The sequence below is a fragment of the Arthrobacter sp. K5 genome, assembly GCF_040448525.1.
GTDB classification, from domain to species: domain Bacteria; phylum Actinomycetota; class Actinomycetes; order Actinomycetales; family Micrococcaceae; genus Arthrobacter; species Arthrobacter globiformis.
Genome location: NZ_CP159279.1, coordinates 2052462 through 2072365 on the forward strand (window position 1 = coordinate 2052462; position 19904 = coordinate 2072365).

18 protein-coding genes are annotated in these 19904 nt (G+C 67.7%); 10 read left to right on the forward strand and 8 right to left on the reverse strand.

Translation table 11 applies throughout. From position 1 onward, the window contains the following. The first annotated feature begins 7 nt into the window (after nucleotides 1–7). Nucleotides 8–1474: a UDP-glucose/GDP-mannose dehydrogenase family protein gene (locus tag ABRP34_RS09225; protein WP_353712998.1), complete on the forward strand. Its 1467-nt coding sequence runs from the start codon at nucleotides 8–10 to the stop codon at nucleotides 1472–1474. A 126-nt stretch (nucleotides 1475–1600) separates the two neighbouring features. Further along, nucleotides 1601–4243, forward strand: a complete 2643-nt coding sequence (locus tag ABRP34_RS09230) for a DUF2156 domain-containing protein (protein ID WP_353712999.1) — start codon at nucleotides 1601–1603, stop codon at nucleotides 4241–4243. 57 nt (nucleotides 4244–4300) lie between these two features. Here ABRP34_RS09230 and ABRP34_RS09235 read toward each other — a convergent pair whose 3' ends face one another. Continuing rightward, on the reverse strand, nucleotides 4301–5041 hold the full coding sequence (locus ABRP34_RS09235; RefSeq protein WP_353713000.1) for an SDR family NAD(P)-dependent oxidoreductase: 741 nt from the start codon (nucleotides 5039–5041) through the stop codon (nucleotides 4301–4303). Between the two features lie 140 nt (nucleotides 5042–5181). Between ABRP34_RS09235 and ABRP34_RS09240 the strand changes: the two genes are divergently transcribed. The 4 genes from ABRP34_RS09240 to ABRP34_RS09255 all read left to right on the forward strand — a co-directional run bounded on the left by ABRP34_RS09240 (nucleotide 5182) and on the right by ABRP34_RS09255 (nucleotide 10000). Next, a complete protein-coding gene (locus ABRP34_RS09240) occupies nucleotides 5182–6147 on the forward strand; it encodes a helix-turn-helix transcriptional regulator (protein ID WP_353713001.1) in 966 nt (321 codons plus the stop codon). A 221-nt stretch (nucleotides 6148–6368) separates the two neighbouring features. Continuing rightward, the gene (locus tag ABRP34_RS09245; protein WP_353713002.1) at nucleotides 6369–7409 is read left to right on the forward strand and encodes an NAD(P)-dependent alcohol dehydrogenase; all 1041 of its coding nucleotides are present in this window, start codon (nucleotides 6369–6371) and stop codon (nucleotides 7407–7409) included. 149 nt (nucleotides 7410–7558) lie between these two features. Next, nucleotides 7559–8800, forward strand: coding sequence for an MFS transporter (locus tag ABRP34_RS09250; protein WP_353713339.1), 1242 nt, complete (start codon nucleotides 7559–7561; stop codon nucleotides 8798–8800). 174 nt (nucleotides 8801–8974) lie between these two features. Beyond that, nucleotides 8975–10000, forward strand: coding sequence for a hypothetical protein (locus ABRP34_RS09255; protein WP_353713003.1), 1026 nt, complete (start codon nucleotides 8975–8977; stop codon nucleotides 9998–10000). Nucleotides 10001–10311: 311 nt separating this feature from the next. Here the strand turns inward: ABRP34_RS09255 and trxB are convergent, their stop codons facing one another. From trxB to ABRP34_RS09270, 3 genes are all read right to left on the reverse strand, one after another. Further along, nucleotides 10312–11274, reverse strand: a complete 963-nt coding sequence (gene trxB, locus ABRP34_RS09260; RefSeq protein WP_043418888.1) for a thioredoxin-disulfide reductase — start codon at nucleotides 11272–11274, stop codon at nucleotides 10312–10314. Between the two features lie 125 nt (nucleotides 11275–11399). Next, the gene (locus tag ABRP34_RS09265) at nucleotides 11400–11834 is read right to left on the reverse strand and encodes an arsenate reductase ArsC (RefSeq protein WP_353713004.1); all 435 of its coding nucleotides are present in this window, start codon (nucleotides 11832–11834) and stop codon (nucleotides 11400–11402) included. 102 nt (nucleotides 11835–11936) lie between these two features. Further along, nucleotides 11937–12947 (reverse strand): LacI family DNA-binding transcriptional regulator, encoded by a 1011-nt coding sequence (locus ABRP34_RS09270; RefSeq protein ID WP_353713005.1) that lies wholly within the window; start codon nucleotides 12945–12947, stop codon nucleotides 11937–11939. A 137-nt stretch (nucleotides 12948–13084) separates the two neighbouring features. Here ABRP34_RS09270 and ABRP34_RS09275 point away from each other — a divergent pair, with 137 nt between their 5' ends. After that, on the forward strand, nucleotides 13085–14551 hold the full coding sequence (locus ABRP34_RS09275) for a sugar porter family MFS transporter (RefSeq protein WP_353713006.1): 1467 nt from the start codon (nucleotides 13085–13087) through the stop codon (nucleotides 14549–14551). 98 nt (nucleotides 14552–14649) lie between these two features. On the opposite strand, the gene ABRP34_RS09280 is transcribed toward ABRP34_RS09275, so the two are convergent. The 3 genes from ABRP34_RS09280 to ABRP34_RS09290 form a co-directional block, all read right to left on the reverse strand. Continuing rightward, nucleotides 14650–15039: a VOC family protein gene (locus ABRP34_RS09280; RefSeq protein WP_353713007.1), complete on the reverse strand. Its 390-nt coding sequence runs from the start codon at nucleotides 15037–15039 to the stop codon at nucleotides 14650–14652. A 31-nt stretch (nucleotides 15040–15070) separates the two neighbouring features. Continuing rightward, entirely contained in the window at nucleotides 15071–15439 is a 369-nt protein-coding gene (locus ABRP34_RS09285; protein WP_353713008.1) for a VOC family protein, read from the reverse strand. Between the two features lie 151 nt (nucleotides 15440–15590). Beyond that, nucleotides 15591–15839, reverse strand: coding sequence for a hypothetical protein (locus ABRP34_RS09290; RefSeq protein WP_353713009.1), 249 nt, complete (start codon nucleotides 15837–15839; stop codon nucleotides 15591–15593). A gap of 740 nt (nucleotides 15840–16579) precedes the next feature. On the opposite strand from ABRP34_RS09290, the gene ABRP34_RS09295 reads away from it, so the two are divergent. From ABRP34_RS09295 to ABRP34_RS09305, 3 genes are all read left to right on the forward strand, one after another. Continuing rightward, nucleotides 16580–16981 carry a response regulator gene (locus ABRP34_RS09295; protein ID WP_043418887.1) on the forward strand — a complete coding sequence of 134 codons (402 nt, stop codon included), beginning with the start codon at nucleotides 16580–16582 and terminating at the stop codon, nucleotides 16979–16981. 312 nt (nucleotides 16982–17293) lie between these two features. Next, nucleotides 17294–17671: a VOC family protein gene (locus ABRP34_RS09300; protein WP_003802481.1), complete on the forward strand. Its 378-nt coding sequence runs from the start codon at nucleotides 17294–17296 to the stop codon at nucleotides 17669–17671. 492 nt (nucleotides 17672–18163) lie between these two features. Continuing rightward, nucleotides 18164–18319: a hypothetical protein gene (locus tag ABRP34_RS09305; protein WP_003802478.1), complete on the forward strand. Its 156-nt coding sequence runs from the start codon at nucleotides 18164–18166 to the stop codon at nucleotides 18317–18319. Nucleotides 18320–18324: 5 nt separating this feature from the next. On the opposite strand, the gene ABRP34_RS09310 is transcribed toward ABRP34_RS09305, so the two are convergent. Then, nucleotides 18325–19788 carry a protein adenylyltransferase SelO gene (locus tag ABRP34_RS09310; protein WP_353713010.1) on the reverse strand — a complete coding sequence of 488 codons (1464 nt, stop codon included), beginning with the start codon at nucleotides 19786–19788 and terminating at the stop codon, nucleotides 18325–18327. Between the last annotated feature and the right edge of the window lie 116 nt (nucleotides 19789–19904).

Consider the following 19904-nt stretch of genomic DNA (forward strand, 5'->3'; position numbering starts at 1 on the left):
GCCTGACATGAACAACCCGCCAACCGCGGCCACGAACGCCCCGTCCGACCCGTCCGATACCTCCGACTCCTCCGATCCGGCGGGACCACCGGCCCTGGGGCTTTCCCTGTCCGTTATCGGGACCGGGTACCTTGGCGCCACGCACGCCGTCTGCATGGCGCTGCTGGGGCACAGCGTGGTGGGGATCGACGTCGACGAGAACAAGATCCATTCACTGGCCAGCGGAACACTGCCGTTCTACGAACCGGGACTGCAGGAACTGCTCCGCCGGATGCTGGACAGCGGCAGGCTAAGCTTCAGCACCGATTTCTCCGCCGCGGCGGGCGCAGACATTCATTTCCTGTGCGTCGGTACCCCGCAGAAGCCCGACTCGCCGGCCGCCGACCTCCGCTTCCTGGACGCCGCCCTCGCCCGGCTGGCACCGCACCTGGACAGGGCCTGCCTCGTCGCCGGCAAATCCACGGTTCCGGTGGGCACGGCGGAGCGGCTGGCCCAGTTCCTGCAGCTGAACGCCCCGGCGGGGAGCCTGGCCGAGCTTGCATGGAACCCGGAGTTCCTCCGGGAAGGGCACGCCGTCGAGGACACCCTGCACCCGGACCGGCTGGTGTTCGGCGTGGCCTCCAGGCAGGCCCGCGCACTCCTCGACGCCTGCTACGCGCCCGTCATCGCCGACGGCACCCCAGTGGTGGAGACCGACCCCGCCACCGCCGAACTGGTCAAGGCCGCCGCCAACTCCTTCCTGGCCACCAAAATCTCCTACATCAACGCGATGGCCGAAATCTGCGAAGCCACCGGCGCCGACGTCAACCAGCTCGCCACGGCCCTCTCCTACGACAACCGCATCGGCGGCCGGTTCCTCACACCCGGCCTCGGCTTCGGCGGCGGCTGCCTGCCCAAGGACATCCGCGCCTTCACCCACCGGGCCCGGGAGCTCGGCGTCGGGCAGGCCGTGGGCTTCCTGCAGGAGGTCGACGCCATCAACCAGCGCCGCCGCCAGCGCACCGTGGACCTCATCACGGAAATGGCCTGCGGGGACCTGGCCGGCGTGCACGTCACCGTCCTCGGCGCAGCCTTCAAACCCGACTCCGACGACATCCGCGACGCCCCCGCCCTCGACGTGGCCCGCATGCTCCACCAGGCCGGAGCCAAGGTCACGGTGTTCGACCCCAAAGCCATGGACAACGCCCGGCGCGCCTACCCGGACCTCGCCTACGCCGACACCCTCGAAGCCGCCGTCACCGGCGCCGAGATCGTGGCCCTGCTCACCGAATGGGACGTTTTCCGCCGGGCGGACCCCGCCGCGCTCGGTACCCTGGTGCAGCGGCGGAACATCGTCGACGGCCGGCACGCACTCGACGCCGAGGCCTACCGCGCCGCCGGCTGGGACTACCGAGCCCTCGGCGCCCCGAGCAAACTGCCGGCCGCGGTTCAGGACCAAGCTGTACCGACGGCGGAACCCCTGGTGATGCTGTAATTCCGCCACTGGCTACCCACCCCTGCCCGTGGATCACGACGGAGGCAGCGGACGTGTTCCAGAGAGGACGTGTTCCAGAGCGGGTGTGGAACAATCGAAGAGCCCTTTGAAAGGAGCCCTTCACCCATGCGGCAGCCGGACCAGGGACGACGGGTACCCTCCGGCTACCGGACACCCGCGGGCTGGGCCCGGGTTCTGCGCGGCTCCCCTGCCACCCTCATCTTCGTCGTTCTCTTCTGGGCCGCGGGCGCACTGTCCGGCAGCTTCCGCTCCGGCCCGCCGTCTTTTCTTCTGCTCCACGTCGCGGCCACCTCACGCTCGGTTCCGGACCACTGGTACGCCCTGCTGCTCTCCGCGTTCTGGGAGCGGGACCTGGCGGGATACGTGGTGGGCACGCTCGTGGTGCTTCTGGCCGGGCTCCCGCTGGAACGCCGGGTCGGACCCCTGAAGTTCGCTGCGGCGGCGCTGGCCGGGCACGTGCTGGGGATCGTGGCGACGCTCGGGTTCCTCGCCGCGGCCCGGGGCCTGATGGGGAGCTGGATCCGGGACCTGAGCGGGCACTTCTTCCTGGGGCCGAGCGCCCTGGCCTGCGCGGCCGCGATGGCGGCGACCGCCGCCCTGTCCACCCTGTGGCGGCGCCGGATCCGCGTTGTCCTGCTCGCCGTGCTGCTGCTGTTTGCGATGTATGCCGGAGGCTTCGAGGACCTCGTCCGGCTCGGGGCGGCCGCGGCAGGAGGGCTGCTGGGCCCGGTGCTGCTGGGCCGGCGCCCGCGCTTCGGCAGGCCCGCCGTCTCCCGGCACGAGGCCCGGATTCTGGTGGCGCTGCTCCTGACGGTCGCGGCGATCGGTCCCGTGATCGCGGGACTGGCGCCGCACGCCGTCGGACCTCTTTCTGTACTGAAGTTCCTGTTCACCAACATCCAGCCGGTGGACCCTGCGGCGCTGCAGGCGTCCTGTTCCCGCCCGGCTGACTTCAGGGACTGTGCGGCAGCGCAGCTGCAGCTGCGTGCCGGGGCGGGTGGAATCTTCATGGCCATCCTGCCGTCGTTCCTGCTGCTCCTGTTCGCGGACGGCCTGCGGCGCGGGCGGCGGTTCGCCTGGGCGGGTGCCCTCCTGATCCAGGCCTCGCTGTCCCTGCTGGCCGCCGTCACCATTGCCGGCGTCCTGCTGCCGCCGCCCGGTCCGGGTGTGCCCGCCCGCGAGGGCGTGGGCGGGATCGAGCTGTCGGGTTATTCGCACCCGCTCAGCCTGGTGCTGCCGATGCTCCTGCCTGTCTTCCTGGCGGGGCTCCTGCTGGCAGGCCGGAACCTGTTCCCGGTGCGTGCGCCCCGAGGAACGTACCTGCGGCTGGCGCGCCGGGTGGTGGTTGCCCTGGTTTTGCTGGGCCTGCTGTATGCGGCCCTGGGACTGGCCCTGGCCGACGGATTCACTCCTGCGCCTGGCCTGCTTCAGCTGCTGGCCGACGTCCCGGACAGGTTCCTGCCCCTCGGATTCCTGGTGGACCGCTCACCGGCGTTCTACCCCGAAAGCACCGCCGCCGTCGTCCTTTACGAAAGTATCGGCGTCGTGTTCTGGGCGTGGACCGGGTTCCTGCTGCTCCGGACGTTCCTGCGTCCGGCCCATGGCCGGCACAGCGCGGACGAGGAGCGGGCCCGGCGCATCCTGAAGTCGCACGGCGGCGGTTCGCTCTCCTGGATGACCACGTGGAGCGGGAACAGCTACTGGTTCTCCGGAACGAGCTTCATCGCGTACCGGGTGCTCAGCGGGGTGGCCGTGGCGCTCGGGCCGCCCGTGGGTCCGCGGGCCGAGCGGGAAGCCGCGTTCACGGAGTTCGCCCGGCACTGCCGGTTCAGCGGGTGGACGCCGTGCTTCTACTTCGTGTCCGAGGAACTCCGCGGCGTGGCCGGATCATTGGGATGGGGCTCGGTCCAGGTGGCGCAGGAAACCGTGCTGCGGCTGGACGAGGTGTCCTTCCGCGGCAAGAAATTCCAGGACATCCGCACCGCGCTGAACCGGGCGGCCAAGGCCGGGATCCGCGCCGAATGGACCACGTTTGCCCACGCGCCGATCGCCGTCCAGGCCCAGATCGAAGCGATTTCCGAGGAGTGGGTGGCGGACAAGAAAGTCCCGGAGATGGGCTTCACGCTCGGCAGCCTGGATGAGCTGGACGACCCCGAGGTCCGCTGCCTGCTGGCCATCGATGCCGACCACACCGTCCACGCGGTGGCGTCGTGGCTGCCGGTGTACCGGAACGGATACGTGGTGGGCTGGACGCTCGACTTCATGCGGCGGCGCGGCGACGGCTTCCGCGCGAGCATCGACTTCCTCATCGCCTCCGCCGCACTGAGCCTGCAGGACGAGGGGTGCGAGTTCATGAGCCTCTCCGGGGCACCGCTGGCCCGGGTGCCGTCTTCTTCGCCTGCGGGCGGGGTCCCGGCCGGTTCCGTCTCTGGTTCCTCCGCCGGTTCTGGCGCGCCTGCCGGTTCTGGCGCGCCTGCCGGTTCTGGCGCGCCTGCCGGCCACGACGCGAACGGCGGCCTGGACCGGCTGCTCGACTGGCTCGGCGCAGCCTTGGAACCCGTCTACGGCTTCCGTTCCCTGCTGGCATTCAAGGCGAAATTCAAACCGGACTACGAACCCATGTACCTGCTTTACCCCGACGCTGCTGCCCTGCCCGCGATCGCCAACGCCATCACCCGGGCTTACCTGCCTTCGATCAACCTGGGGCAGGGCCTGACGCTGGTGCGGGGCCTCCTCACCCGCCGCTGACCCAACTGGGCACCAGCTCAGGGCGTTCCCAACGCTGGGAAGGCCCTCAGCTGCGACCTAGTTGGGTCCGAGGGCGAAACCGGTGTGCCGTTCGAGCGCTTGGAGCAGCGCAGCCTGGAAGGCGGCGTCGTTCACGGCCGGGTGGGGCTGCCTGCGCTGCTGGTGGAACCAATAGCCTCCGGACACGCGGCTGTCCGCGGCCTCCCGGGTGGCCAGCCACACCTGCGTGACGTGCCCCAGCTCCAGGTCATCGGGCGCACTGCTTCCGCCCATGCGGGTGGGGACCCAGCCTGGATCCACCGCGTTGCTTTCGACGTCCGGCCAGCGGGTTGCCACCGCGGCCGAGAGCGTGGTGACGTACAGCTTGCTGTCCGAGTAGGCGGCCGGCCGCCCGGCCGCGTTCGTCCAGTCGATTCCCTGGAGGTCAGGCGTGCCGGACCGGTGCATGCCGCTGCTGATGTACACAACCCCGCGCGGCCGGGTCATGAGCGCGGTCAGGATGTAGGGCGCAACGGTGTTCACCGCAAAGATCTGGCTGCCGCTGTACACCCCGGCGTTATGGATGACGGCATCGAACGGGCCGTACCGGTCTGCCTGCTCTGCCACACGCACCGTCCCGGCGATGCCAGCCAGATCCCCGACGACGGTCCCCAGGGCCTGGTCCCGGACCTCGCCGCCGTCCGCGAACCGTGACTCATCCCTCGCGTGCAGCACCACTTCATGGCCCTGCTGCATCAGCGCCCTCGCAGCATTCAGCCCGAGTCCGCCCGCAGAACCTGTGATGAATATTCTCGCCACTCTGCATGCTCCGTTCCCGCCGCTGTTCGGCTGTCACAGGGGCAATCCCCCCCTGATTCACAGTAATTGAGGCGGCCCCGCGGCAGGCAGGCCCTGACAGGGACTCCCACGTCGTTCACGGCGTCCGTAACGTGGAGGATATGAACAACCGGAATGAGATACGGGAGTTCCTTGCCTCCCGGCGAGCGAAGCTCACTCCCGAACAGGCGGGGTTGCCGGACTTCGGCGGCGTGCGGCGCGTGCCCGGCCTGCGCCGTGGAGAAGTGGCGCTGCTGGCCGGCATGAGCGTTGAGTACTACACACGCGTCGAGCGTGGAAGCCTGGCCGGCGTGTCAGACTCCGTCCTGGAGGCCATCGCCCGCGCCCTGCAGCTGAACGAGGCGGAGAACGAGCACCTGTTCAACCTTGCCCGGGCCGCCGGGCCCGCCGCCCGGCGGCGGAGGCAGCCGGCGCAGGCGATCCACCCCAGCGTCCAGCTCATCCTCGACGGCATGGCGGGCATACCGGCCTTCGTCCAGAACGGCCGCCTGGACATCGTTGCGGCCAACGACCTTGCCCGCGCCCTGTACTCACCGGCCTACGAAGACCCGGCACGGCCCGTGAATTTCGCCCGGTTCGCGTTCCTCAACCGTCGTTCCGAAAGCCTGTACGCGGACTGGAACCTGGCGGCCGACACAAGTGTGGCACTGCTGCACGCGGAAGCCGGCCGCGACCCGTTCGACAAAGGCCTCTCGGACCTCATCGGGGAATTGTCGACCCGCAGCGAGGAATTCCGCAGGCGGTGGGCGCAACGGAATGTCCGGCTCCACCGCACCGGTGCCAAGACGTTCCAGCACCCGGCCGTCGGCCGGCTCGATCTGCACTTCAACGGGCTGGAGCTGACGGCCACGCCCGGCCTCACCATGTTCACCTACACTGCCGAGCCGGGTTCGCCGTCCGCGGACGGCCTGCGGTTGCTGGCCAGCTGGGCGGCAACTGCCGCGGAATCCTCCGAAAGACCTCCCGAAAACGCGGTGCCGGACGAACGCACCGCGCCGGACGGCACGACCGCCGTCGACCTTCACCAAGGGCACGTCCGTCAACCTGGCCGCGGCCACCAGGCCTGAGCCGAGCAAGCCCTCGACACCTCGCTCCCCCTAAAAAGCCCGTCCCATCAAAAGCCGATACCGTGCTGTCCGCCACAAACGGGAAGAGTCTTGGGGGTCCCTGTCGTTACCCCTTTCAGCAGGGTCTGCCTCACGCCGCGGCGCTGGGGTTAAGTAGATGAAAGAAACGGATCTCTTTCACTTACGGCCCGTTCCCATACCCACCTATAAACAGGAGAACCATGCCTACCGTCAACGCTTACGCAGCGCCCTCCGCCGCCGAGGACCTGGTCCCCACCACCATCGAGCGCCGCGCCGTCGGCCCGCGCGACGTCCTCATCGAAATCAAGTACGCCGGCATCTGCCACTCCGACATCCACACCGTCCGCGGCGACTGGGGCCCGCAGCAGTACCCGCTCGCACCCGGCCACGAGATCGCCGGCATCGTCACCGAGGTGGGCGCCGAAGTGACCCGTCACAAGGTTGGCGACCGCGTGGGCGTCGGCTGCATGGTCAACTCCTGCAAGGAGTGCGCCAACTGCCTGGCCGGTGAGGAACAGTACTGCCTGAAGGGAATGGTCGGCACGTACGGCGCCGTCGACCGCGACGGCACCATCACCCAGGGCGGCTACTCCACCCACATTGTGGTGACCGAGGACTTCGTCGTCACCATCCCCGAGGGCATTGATCTGGACGTCGCCGCTCCCCTGCTGTGCGCGGGCATCACCACCTACTCCCCGCTGCGGCACCGGGGGGCCGGCCCCGGCAAGAAGGTCGCCGTCGTCGGCCTCGGCGGACTTGGCCACATGGCCGTCAAACTCGCCCACGCCATGGGCGCAGAGGTCACCGTCCTGTCCCAGTCCCTCAAGAAGCAGGAAGACGGCCTTCGCCTCGGCGCGGACCACTACTACGCCACGAGCGACGCCGGCACGTTCGAAGCGCTCGCCGGCAGCTTCGACCTGATCATCAACACGGTCAGCGCGTCGATCGACATCAGCTCCTACCTGCAGCTGCTGTCCCTCGACGGCACCCTGGTCAACGTCGGTGCCCCGGCAGAGCCGCTCCCGGTGAACGCGTTTGCGCTCATCGGCGGACGCCGCGCCTTCGCCGGTTCCATGATCGGCGGCATCCGCGAAACCCAGGAGATGCTCAACTTCTGCGCCGAGCACGGCATCGGCGCCGAGATCGAGGTCATCCCGGCTGACAAGATCAACGAAGCCTACGAGCGCGTCCTCGCTTCGGACGTGCGCTATCGCTTCGTGATTGACACCGCCACCCTCTAAGGCGATAAACGCCCGACGGCGGGCCGGTCCCCTAAGGGGGCGGCCCGCCGTCGGCCGTTCCACCACCCCGGGGCAACGGGCAGGCGACACCAATTACGAAACCTTCAGGAAAATACGTGACCCAAGAACTCTCCGGATCCGGAACCCCGATGCCGGCCCCATCAGGCCGGTCCGCCATCACCCCCGCTCAGCCGGCCCGCCCTTCAAGGATCCCGCGGGCCGGTCTGCTCATCCTGGCCGTGGCCGGGTTCACCGCCGTCACCACCGAACTCCTGCCGTCGGGGCTGCTTCCGCAGATCAGCCGTGACCTGGGCGTGGAAGAATCGGCCGTCGGCTCACTGACGGCTGCCTACGCCGCCGTCATCGTCATCACGGCGCTTCCTCTGTCCAGGCTGCTCGGCGGGCGGATGCCCCGCAAGACCCTGCTGATCGTGACCGTGCTGGCCTTCGCGCTGAGCAACGTGCTGCTGGCCTTCAGCCCCGACCTGCCCCTCGCCATCGCCGCCAGGCTCCTCGGCGGCGTGGCCCACGGCCTGCTCTGGTCCAGCATGGCCCCGTACGTTGCGAGGATCGTGCCGGCGCATTCTGTGGGCAAGGCGATGGCCATAGTCTTCAGCGGCAACAGCATCGCTCTGGCCGTCGGCGCCCCGCTCGGCACGATGATGGGATCCGTGCTCTCCTGGCGCTCGTCCTTCCTTGTCCTGGCCGGGATCGCTGCGCTCCTCGCTCTGCTCGCCGTCCGGTTGCTGCCTCCGGCTTCCGACGCCGACCGGGACTCAGCACCGTCGCTGCGCGCGGCCATGGCACTGCCCGGGGTCATCGCCGTCGCCACGGCCTGGCCGCTGCTGCTCCTGGGCCACTTCGCCCTGTTCACCTACATCGCCCCGTTCCTGCTGGCCGCCGGCCTGCCAGATAACGCCACCGGCATCTCCCTGTCCGTCATAGGCGTGGCCAGCCTGGTGGGCATCTGGATTGCCGGCCTCACGGCGGACGCCCGTCCCCGGGGCTCCGTCCTGACCGGCGTGGCACTGCTCCTGACCAGCTTCGCCCTCCTGCCAGCACTCGGCGGCACGTGGGCCGGAAGCCTCGCACTCCTGACCCTCTGGGGCATCACCTTCGGAGCCGCCGGCATCTACAACCAGGCGGCGATCCTCCGCGCCGGCGGGGAGCACAAGGACGCCGCCAACGGACTGGCCGTGGTGACCATCCAGCTCGGCATCGCCGTCGGGGCCGCGTACGGTGCGCTTGCCCTCAACACCGTCGGCGCGCTTTTCGTGCCGCTCGCGGCGGCGGTTCCCCTGGCCGTGGCGCTGGTGATCATCTTCGCCAGCCGTCACCGCGGGTACCCGGCCGGTCCCCGCGACGTCCGCCCGTCCCGGTCACTCAAGTAGCTCGCAGTTGTTGTTGTTTTGACGGCTGAAAACGACCACAACCGCCAGCCAGTTGGGCCGCCGTTCTAACTCTTGCGCGAAACTTGTGGCTACGGTGCTCTCGTCTTGAGCGGCGTCCCGCATGATCCTGAACAGGTTTGGATGGCGCGAACACCAGCACGACGAGGAGGCCCGATGGAGTTGGTGCGGCGGAACAGCGCGACGGAGACGGAAGCCGTGGGCGCCTTTTGGCGGTGGTGGTCAGTGGCGGGAACCGGCCTGGCCACGGCGGCTGTCATGACCGGCATGTACGCCGACCTCCCGGAAATCATCGGTGCCATGGTGATGGCCATTCACCCCAAGTTGCGCTGGGAGACCGGCCCGGGCGCCCACTCCCGGCACCGGCTCTGCGTCTCCGGCGGCGGGGACCCCCGGCTGCGGGTCCTGGCCGAACGATGGCGGAGGGCGGCTCCCCCGCCCACTGAAACCTGGGAATTCGCCGCGGCACGGGAGCCCCGTCCCGGCATGCTGGCCGGCACCCTCGAAGGTCTGGAGCAACCGGTGGACCTGGGGCTGGCCCGGGTTGCGGTGGACTGGGACGAACGTCGTACCCTGGCTGAACTGACGGTCTTCCACCCTGCTTTCACGGGCATGGGCACCAACGACTGCCGCCAGGCCGGCCGCCTGCTGGTGGACTGGCTGCTCGGCGAGGACGATGTCCAGCGGTGGGTTGGCGCCATCAACGTGACCCGGGCCGATCCCCGAGACAGCCAGCCCGCCGCCATCGTCCCCGACTTCTTCCAGGCCGTGGCAACCCGGAACCTAGACCCCAGATGGACGATGCGCGAGGCCAAAATTTCCTCGGGGCACAGGGTGATCGTCTGCGCCCTGCGGCCATTGCGGTGGGTTGATCACCCGCTGCTGGACCTGCACACTGCCGTCCGGATCAGTTACCGGCGGACCGGGGATGACGGGCTGCCGGACGGGGAGGCACTGATCCGGCTCCTCCATCTTGAACAGGGCTTGGACTTGTTGGTCGGGCCCCGCGGCAGGGTGGTGGCCTCGGAAACCTCAAACGGGCTTCGCGTCCTGCACTATTACAGCGATTCTGAGGACCAGAACGGACGTGACAGCTTCGACCGCTTTGCCCGCTCCCGCCAGGACGTCCAGGTCACCCATGCCTATGATCCCGGATGGAGCCGCGTGCAGAAATTTATCTAGCACTTCAGCGCCAATTCCCACTTCTCTTTGGGTCGAGTGAAGACGATAATTAAGGCGACCACCGGGGCTGGGCCGGCGGCGGTGTCGCCTGTCTGAGACCAGGGCGGCCCCCCCAGCCGCCGCCGTCCCTTAAAATTTCAGCCGCGCATAAATTTAAGCCGCGCGCCTCCCCCATCCACGGGCCTCCCCCATCCATGCGCCCGTTCCGCCCGGGCGTCGCCCATGTAGGTAGCAGCACAGGGCCCTCCCAGGCCTGGGAACGCCCTGTGCTGCTACCTAGTTGGGTTCGCCGGACGGAACTCGACGGCGGCTCAGGCGTGGGTGGGCTCCTCGACCAGTGCCGTGGCGATGCTGTCCGCATCCTCCAACGCGGCGAGGTACCGCTCGGCGTCGAGGGCAGCCGCGCACCCGGTGCCGGCGGCGGTGATCGCCTGGCGGTAGCGGTGGTCCACGGCGTCGCCACACGCGAACACGCCACTCAGGTTGGTGCAGGTGGTGGGTGAATCGACCCTGATGTAGCCCTCGGCGTCGAGTTCCACCTGCCCTGCCACCAGTTCGGTGCGCGGCACGTGCCCGATCGCCACAAAGAGCCCGGTGGCGGACTGCTTCCGGGTTTCACCGCTGCGGGTGTCGGTCAGGGTGACGCCGCTGACCTTGCCGTTGCCGTGGATCGCCGTCACGGCCGAGTTCCACGCGAACGTGATCTTCGGGTTGTCCTTGGCCCGTTGCGCCATGATGCGGGAGGCGCGCAGCTCGCCCTTGCGGACGACGACGGTCACGGACTTCCCGAACCTGGTCAGGAACGTGGCCTCCTCCATCGCCGAATCCCCGCCGCCGACCACGATGATGTCCTGGTCGCGGAAGAAGAACCCGTCGCAGGTGGCGCACCACGAGACGCCGTGGCCGCTGAATTTCTTCTCCTCGGACAGCCCGAGTTCCTTGTACGCCGAGCCGGTGGCCAGGATGACCGCCGGAGCCTCATAGGTCTCACCGCCACCGGTGACCACACGCTTAAGGTGGCCCTTGAGCTGGACCTGGGTGGCGTCGTCGAACACCACCTGCGCGCCAAACTTCTCCGCCTGCTGCTGCAGGCCGTCCATCAGCTCCGGCCCCTGGATGCCGCCCGGGAAGCCGGGGAAGTTCTCCACCTCGGTGGTGTTCATCAGCGCGCCGCCCGCAGTGACCGAGCCGGCAAGGACCAGGGGCTTCAGTCCGGCCCGGGCGGCGTAGATCGCGGCTGTATAGCCGGCGGGCCCGGAACCGATAATGATCAACTGCTCACTGCTGGCCTTCGCGGCACCGGTCTTTTCGGCGCTGGTCTTTTCGGTGCTGGCGTCCTCGGGCTTGGCGTTCTTGCTCACTGTTGGCTCCTTCTCTTCAGGCTCATTCACGGAAACTGTTACTGGGCGTCGGTATGCCGGGCGGGCAGCAACTCGGTGACCAGGGCCTCGACGCGCGTCCGGATCTCGTCGCGGACCGGGCGGACCGACTCAATGCCCCTGCCCCGGGCGTCGGCCACCTCCCAGTCCTCGTAGCGCTTGCCGGGGAACACCGGACACTCGTCGCCGCACCCCATGGTGATCACGACGTCGGCCTCCTGGAGTGCGCCGGTGGTGAGGGCTTTGGGGACTGCGCCGGAAATATCGACGCCGACGTCGGCCATGGCCTCGACCACGGACGGGCTCACCTCGTGCGACGGCTGGATGCCGGCGGAACGCACCTCAACCGCTCCCCGGGACAGGCTGGTGAGGAACCCTGCAGCCATCTGTGAGCGGCCGGCATTGTGCTCGCAGACGAACAGGACGGAAGGCTTCTTGGCTGGGTCGGCGGTCATGGCGGTCTCCTGGGGTTGGCGGTCGGAGCGTTGAACCGCCGGAGGAAGCGGTTCAAGCCCACAGACGTGCGTACTCAAGTGCAACAAGAGCGGGCAGTTCAATCAAGAGGCCGACGGAGCCGTGGAACGCCGGACCACCAGTTGGGGCGTGATGCACCTGTCCGCGATGGGGGCGCCGGGGTCATTGAGCCGCTCCAGCGCGACGCTTCCGGCAATTTTCCCGAGCTCCACAGCATGGAGGTCCACGGAGGTCAGGTCGATCCCGTGGAGCCGGGCCGTCGGCGAATCGTCATAACCCACGAGCGACAGGTCCCCGGGAATGGTCAGGCCCATCGCGTACGCGGCTTCGCGGACACCCAGCGCGAACTGGTCGTTATGGGTGAAGACCGCCGTCGGCCGGTCCGGTCCGGCCAGCAGCTCCGCCGCCGCACGCTCCCCGGCCTCATGCGTGAAATCGCCGGCCGCCACGGTCTGAGGGGTCAGGCCGGCGGACCGCATGATCTGCTCGTAGGCTTCCCGGCGCACCGTGTGTCCGTCAAACTGCGGCCCGGCCAGGTGGGCGATCCTCGTATGTCCAAGTCCGAGAAGATGCTCGACGGCGGCCCGGGCGCCGGCATGGTCGTCCGGGTACACGCTGTCCACGCCCTCCACCCGGCGCGTGACACTCACCACCGGGACCATCTGCGCCAGTTCCCGCACCCGCTCGTCGGGGTCCAGCAAAGTCGCGGCGATGATGATCCCCACACGTGCCTCGATGAGCGAGTCAAGGGCCCCCTGGTCCTCGCCGCCGATCGAGCGGGAAACGCTGAGGATGAGCCGGTTGCGCGCCTGCGGGAGCGCCAGCCGTACGCCGTTGAGGACATCCGAAAAGACCTCGTTCCGGAGGTCCAGGAGGTAAAGCCCGACGGCGGTGCGCTGCTTGCTTGCCAGGGCGGCGGCTGCCGCATTGTGCCGGTACCCCAGACGCTTGGCGGCGTCGAAGATGGCCTGCCTGGTCTCGTCGCTAACCCCTGAGGTACCGCGGAAGGCAAAGGACACCAGCGTCCGGGAAACCCCGACTTCGCGCGCAACGTCAGCCTGGGTGGCCGGCCGCTGCTGCCGCTGAATGGTCATACCGCCATCCTCCCACGAGGGGAAACAGCGGAAAATCGAGTCATTTGTAAGTTTGACCTTACATTTAAGACTTTCGCGCGTTAGTCTGTATGTGACAGCGGGCACACGTCCCGCAAACTTGAGACAAAGGAGTCCTTATGTCTGCAACCCAAGCCCAGCGCGACGGCGCGCATACGCCCTCGCTGCCGCCGCTCACGAACGGACCGCACCGCAAGCGCCTCGGAATGGTCGCCATGGTGGCAACCTTCGGCGGCCTGCTGTTCGGCTACGACACGGGTGTCATCAACGGCGCACTCCGGCCGATGACCGCCGATCTAGGCCTCACCCCGATCACCGAGGGCATCGTGACCAGCTCCCTGCTGTTCGGCGCCGCGGCCGGCGCCGTGGGCGGCGGCCGGCTCGCCGACACCTGGGGCCGCCGGAAGACCATCATCCTGCTGGCAGTCCTGTTCCTCGTCGGCGCCCTGTCCTGTGTGTTCGCGCCGAACTTCGAGGTCATGGTCGTCGGCCGTGTCATCCTCGGCCTTGCCGTCGGCGGCGCCTCGTCCGTGGTCCCCGTGTACCTCGCCGAGCTCGCCCCCTACGAAATCCGCGGCTCACTTGCCGGCCGCAACGAACTCATGATCGTCATCGGCCAGCTCGCAGCGTTCGTCGTCAACGCCATCATCGGCAACCTCTGGGGCGAATTCGGCGGCGTCTGGCGCATCATGCTCGCTGTCGCCGCGGTACCGGCCGTCGCCCTGTTCCTCGGCATGCTCCGGATGCCGGAATCCCCGCGCTGGCTCATCTCCCGCGGCCGTACCCAGGAAGCCCTGGCCGTACTCAAGACCATCCGCTCATGCGACCGCGCCGAAGCGGAGATGGCAGACGTCAAGCACCTGGCCGACGAGGAAGAGGAAATGAACCTCTCCGGCTGGGGCGCACTGAAGAACAAGTGGATCCTACGCATCCTGCTCGTCGGCATCGGGCTGGGCGTGGCGCAGCAGCTGACCGGCATCAACTCGATCATGTACTACGGCCAGTCCGTGCTGGTTGAGGCCGGCTTCAGCTCCAGCGGCGCCCTCATTGCCAACATCGCTCCCGGCGTCATCGCCGTCGTCGGCGGCGTCATCGCACTGAGCATGATGCAGCGGGTCAACCGCCGCACCACCCTGCTCCTCGGCTTCACGCTGACCACCATTTGCCACTTCCTGATCGGCATTGCCTCCATCGCGCTGCCCGTCGGCAACCCGGCGCGGCCCTTCGTGATCCTCTTCCTGGTGGTTGCCTTCGTCGGCTCCATGCAGACCTTCCTCAACATCGCCGTCTGGGTGATGCTCTCGGAGATCTTCCCCCTGCACATCCGCGGCTTCGCGATCGGCGTCTCCATCTTCTGCCTGTGGATCGCCAACGCCTTCCTGGGCCTGTTTTTCCCGACCCTGGTGGCATCGGTCGGCATCACCGGAACGTTCTTCATGTTCGGCATCGTGGGCATCCTGGCCCTCATCTTCATCTACACCCAGGTCCCGGAAACCCGCGGCCGCACCCTCGAAGCACTCGAGGAGGACGTCACCACCGGCGCCATCTACCTGGTCCACAAGACCCCTGCGACGGCAGCCCACTAACGGACAGTCACCCTGGCCGCGCAGCCCCGCGAGCCGCACAGGCCCCGTTCGCTGGATTCAACCGAATCCGGCGGGCGGGGCTTCTGCATTTTCGGCGTCTACTGGCCGGCGGGCTGGAACAGCTCGACGACGTTTCCGGCCGGATCCTCCAGCAGGATCTGCTGGCCGCCCGGCCCCTTAACAATGTCGTTCCGGAACGGGACCCCCGCGGCCCGCAGACGGTCCACCTCGGCGGCGATATCGCTCACGATGAGATGGATCCGGTTCCATCCGCCCGGCGCCGGGACCGCGCCGTCGGGCATTGGCCGGCCCGCCGAGCTGGTGGGCCCGCTCAGCAGCAGGCGCAACTGACCGCGCACGACGTCGGCAAACGCCGGTGCCGCGTTCATCCTTTCGGTGAAGCCGAGGTGCTTCGTGTAGAAGCCGACGGCGACTTCGACGTCGTCCACCATGTACCGGACGCTGACCAGATCCTCAGGGTTAGGCATTTTCTGGATCCTCTTGGTTGGAGGCTACGGATCAGACGTGCTGATCCATGATGACCGGGTTGCCGTCGGGGTCCACCACGATAAAGCTGCCCGGCCCCGTACCGTCTCCGGCTTCCGCAACGAAGGGAATGCCCTGGTCCTTCAGCTGGCGTTGGAGATCGCGCACGTCGGTGAATGAGTCGAGCCGCTGCGCGTCCTGGTTCCAGCCCGGGTTGAAGGTCAGGGAGTTCTTCTCAAACATGCCCTGGAAGAGGCCGATCACCGTCTGTCCGTTCCGCAGGATCAGCCAGTTCTGGTCGATTTCGCCGCCGGACCTGGTGAATCCCAGCTTCTCGTAGAACGCAGCCGAGGCCGCGATGTCCTTGACGGCGAGGCTGAGTGAGAAAGCGCCGAGTTGCATGTGCTGCTCCAGTCTCCGGAACCCTCCGGGCCGTGAATGTTTTCGATACTACTCGCGGGCCGTCCGATGCGTCCCGGACAGCACTCTTCCAGAACCCTCTGACAAAAACCCGCCCACGGCACAAATTCACCGGCACCAGCTCGGGGCAGCACTAAAACGCCTCCGTGTGCTCCAGCTCCGGCAGGACAACCAGCGGATCTCCGGCAAGATGCAGCCTGCGGGAGGACAGCCCGTCGACCCAGGCGAAAACGACGGAGCCGTCAACGGGCACGCTGCCGGCAACGCCGGCCCGGGCGGGGCCGCCCGGTCTCCGGATCGCCGCCTCCGCCCCGGGGGTCAACGTGCCCCGCACCGGCGGAATAATGGCGGCGTCGTGATCATTGCCAGCATTCGAGTCCATGCACCAATGGAACCAGCTCGGAGTGAACAACCTGTGAACGTGGCCTGTGCAACACGCCTCTGAGTTGGTGCCCGCCCTCTGGCGGCGGCGCGTGCCCGTGGGGTTCATGCGGGAGGGAGGGTGTTGCCGGGTCCGGTGCGCGAGGGGGAGTGCGGCCGGACCCGGCTGTTCCGAGGGTTCGGGGCGCGGACTCCGTCTCCTTCAGGACGCTGGCAGTATTGCCCGCTGACATGGGGAAATGACTGGGACACCTTGGGACTTCCACCGGCAGACCCCCCGTTTCACCGTGACGGCCCACGGGAACTCCAAAGTTCTTCCAAGAACGAAGGCGGACACTGTACCCAGGGCCGGCGGCGGTGGCCCTGGTCCACCCTCCGGGACCTGGCTGCCTAACCCAGCCCGCCGCCGGACCCACAACGATCGGGCCTGTCCGACCTGCGGTACGCTATGGCGGCCATCGACCGCACCCGCATGGCCGACTCTGGCAGCACGCGCGTCCGCTGATGCGGGTGCAGTTTCCAGACGGAGCGGCCCGACCAATCGAAAACGTACATTTGAAGGACAAACCTACGCGCGGGTAACTTTGGGTGGGGCCCACCCTATTCCCCCATGCGGGTGGTCGCCCACGGAAAACCCCGCACCGCCTTCACAATGGTGCGGGGTTTTTTCGCGCCAAGGCCGTGCACTTCTTGAGGTTCGGGCCCTAAACTATGCACACCTACTACAGGCCGGGGGGCAGGTTGGGTTCACGGGGGCTTTGCCTGGTCATCGAGGATGACCAGGATATTCGCGATCTGCTCACACTGATCCTGGCGCGGATCGGGTTCGACGTTCATGCAGTCGGCAACGGCGTTGAGGGTGTGGCTGCGGCGTGGGAACACAACCCGGCCCTGGTGACCGTCGACCTGAACCTGCCGGACATGGACGGCCTGGACGTCGCCCGGCACATCCGTGCGCGCTCTGACGCGCCGATGCTGTTCATCACCGCGAGGGCGGAGCTCGACGACGAAATGGCCGGCATGGCGTCGGGAGCAGCTGCTTATCTGATCAAGCCATTCCGCCCACGCCAGCTCACTGAGACAGTCAACAAACTCTGCCCTGTGGGCCCGCTGACGGCCCACGGCCTGGGGCCCCGCCCCTGACCGCGCGCCGCGCACCTGACCGCTGACCGCGCACCCAACCGGCCGGCCGACATCAGCGGCGGCCGCCGGGCCGACGTCGTTCTTTCCTGATCCCGCGTCCTATATCCGCAGGTGCCACTTCGGTTCCATAATGTCCCCATAAACTTCGGGGACCGCGGCGCCCGGCAGTGCTGCCGGGGCGCCAGGGTCCCAGGTGGCCGCCCCGGCTCTCGGCGAAACGGGCGGCGACGCGGCCCGGGCACGGACGGCCAGTCCGTTCCCGGCACCGAACAGGGGGACCATCGCCATCAACTCAACGAGGAGTGAACTGTCATGCTCAGAGACACAGAAGTCGCGGCTGTCCTTCCGGCGAAGGACATGAACAGGGCGAAGGATTTTTACCGGGACAAGCTGGGACTGGAGCCCATGGAACCCGGGGACGACAACCTGATGTTCCAGTGCGGCAACGGGACGAGGTTCCTGCTGTACCAGACTGACAACGCGGGTACCGCAAGAAACACCCAGATGGGCTGGGTGACGGACGACGTCGAGCGGGACGTTCAGGACTTGCGCAGCCGCGGCGTCGTGTTCGAAGAATACGATTTTCCGGGACTGAAGACTGAGAACGGCATTGCGACCTCGGACGCGGGCAAAGCCGCCTGGTTCCTGGACAGCGAGGGCAATATTCTGAGCCTCTTCGAACGCCCGTAGCTCCGGAGCAGTATTAACCGGAATGGGGTCGGAACCACGCTGTTCCGGCCCCTTTCCGCCTATTCCGCGGCCCCCGGCCGGTGGGAAGGTCCCACTGCCCTGCGGCGCTCCGGTCCCTCTGCGCATCAGAGCAGAGGGCCCCCAATGGAGAGGATTGAAGAAACTATAAATTCATCAATTCCTCAATCACGAGTCTGACCCAGCGATGCGGGCCCGTCAAGCACTAATCCTTAGGGCGCGAAGTGTGGGCGGCCGCTGCTCGCCCGTAACCGACCGTCACAAAGCTGCCTCCGCCCTGGCCGTAACCGCCTGCAGACGAGGGGGTGCCGGCCTCGTCCATTTCCTCACTCCGCGTGCCCGGGACTGGCACGATCCGGTTCCGGCTACACCAATCGCCCTCCCCGCGCAACTTTGGCACGCGCAATGTTTCCAAGGAAAATAGCGAGTCAGCACACAATGCACCGCCCCGCTCACCTCAGGAGACAAAGAACCATGACTAACACCATCGCCCCGGGCGCCGGGTTGAACGCCGCCCCGATTGCAGCCATGACCGCTTTGGACGACCTGGACCTTACGCCCCAGGGGCTGTCCGACGCGCCGGCGAGCGAGCTGGATCCCGACACGCTGGTGCACCCCGGCGCCAGCTAACCCACTCAGGTTCCGCAGAAGGTCCTGTAGGGGCCAAAGCTTTCCGGCGCAGCAGCTGCATAACGTTCGACGCCGGGACGCTCGTTATACGGGTCCGTCACCACTTCGAGCAATCGCCGGAGCGGCTCAAGGTCACCGTCGGTCGCAGCATCGAGTGCCTCCTCAACAAGGTGGTTGCGGGGCACATACGCCGGGTTGACCCGGTCCATCATGTCAGCGTCCGGATGCAGGGCCTGCCAGCGCTCCGCCCAGGCCGGGAATGCGTCCGGTTCGGGGAACATGTTCCGTGCGGGCTCATCCTTGCCGCGGGCTGCCGCCCCGAGACGGCGGAAGAACGACGTGTAGTCGACGCGACCCTCCTGCAGAATCCCGAGTACTTCGTCAATCAACGGCGAAGCCACATCATCGGCAAGGCTGCTGTCCAGCCCGAGCTTCGCCTTCATGCCGGCCAGCCAGGCAGCACTGTACTGCTGGCGGAAAGCGCCGAGGGCATCCTGCGCCAGCGCGACCGCGCGCTCCTCGTCGTCGTCGAACAGTGGAAGGAGCGCCTCCGCCAGCCGGGTCAGGTTCCACTCCGCCACCACCGGCTGGTTCGCGTAGGCGTAGCGGCCGTTCTCGTCGATCGAACTGTAGACGGCGGCGGGGTCGAACTCGTCCATGAAGGCGCAGGGGCCGTAGTCGATGGTCTCTCCCGAGATGGCCATGTTGTCCGTGTTCATGACGCCGTGGATGAAGCCCACCAGCATCCACTGGGCAACCAGGGAGGCCTGGGCAGCGGTCACGGCCTCGAACATGGCGAGGTAGGGATTGTCCGCCTCCGCCGCAGCGGGATAGTGGCGGGCGATCGCGTGGTCGGCCAGGCGGCGCAGGAGTCCGATGTCGCCGGCGACCCGGGCATACTGGAAACTCCCCACGCGCAGATGGCTGCTCGCGACACGCGTCAGCACCGCCCCCGGCAGCGCCGTCTCCCGTTGGACGGAGCGCTCGGTGGCCACGACTGCGAGGGACCGCGTGGTCGGGATGCCCAGGGCGTGCATGGCCTCGCTCACCACATACTCACGCAGCATCGGCCCCACGACGGCAAAGCCGTCGCCTCCCCGCGCGAACGGTGTGCGGCCGGAGCCTTTCAGGTGGACGTCACGGAGGCGGCCGTCGGCGTCGAGAATCTCGCCGAGCAGGAGCGCACGGCCGTCGCCCAGCCTCGGCGCAAACCAGCCAAACTGGTGACCGGAGTATGCCTGCGCAACGGGAGTGGCGCCGTCGGGCACTGCATTGCCGATCAGCAGAGGGAGTCCTTCCGGGCCCTCCAGGAATTCCGGGTCAAAGCCCAGCTCGGCAGCAAGCGGTTCGTTCAGGACCAGCAGCCGCGGGTCAGGAACCACCTCCGCCTTCCAGGGAATGGCCATCTCGGGGAGCTCCGTGGCGAAGCGGCTTTCGAAGGCGACGGTTGATGCGGCTGTAGCGCTCATCTTTCAAGCATACGTTCGGCCCCGTTCTCCGCCGATCCTGCCGCCTCAAACCCAACGCTCCTCACCTTTTTGCCCCTCATGTAGGAAGTGTACTTACTATCCGATGGTAATCATGC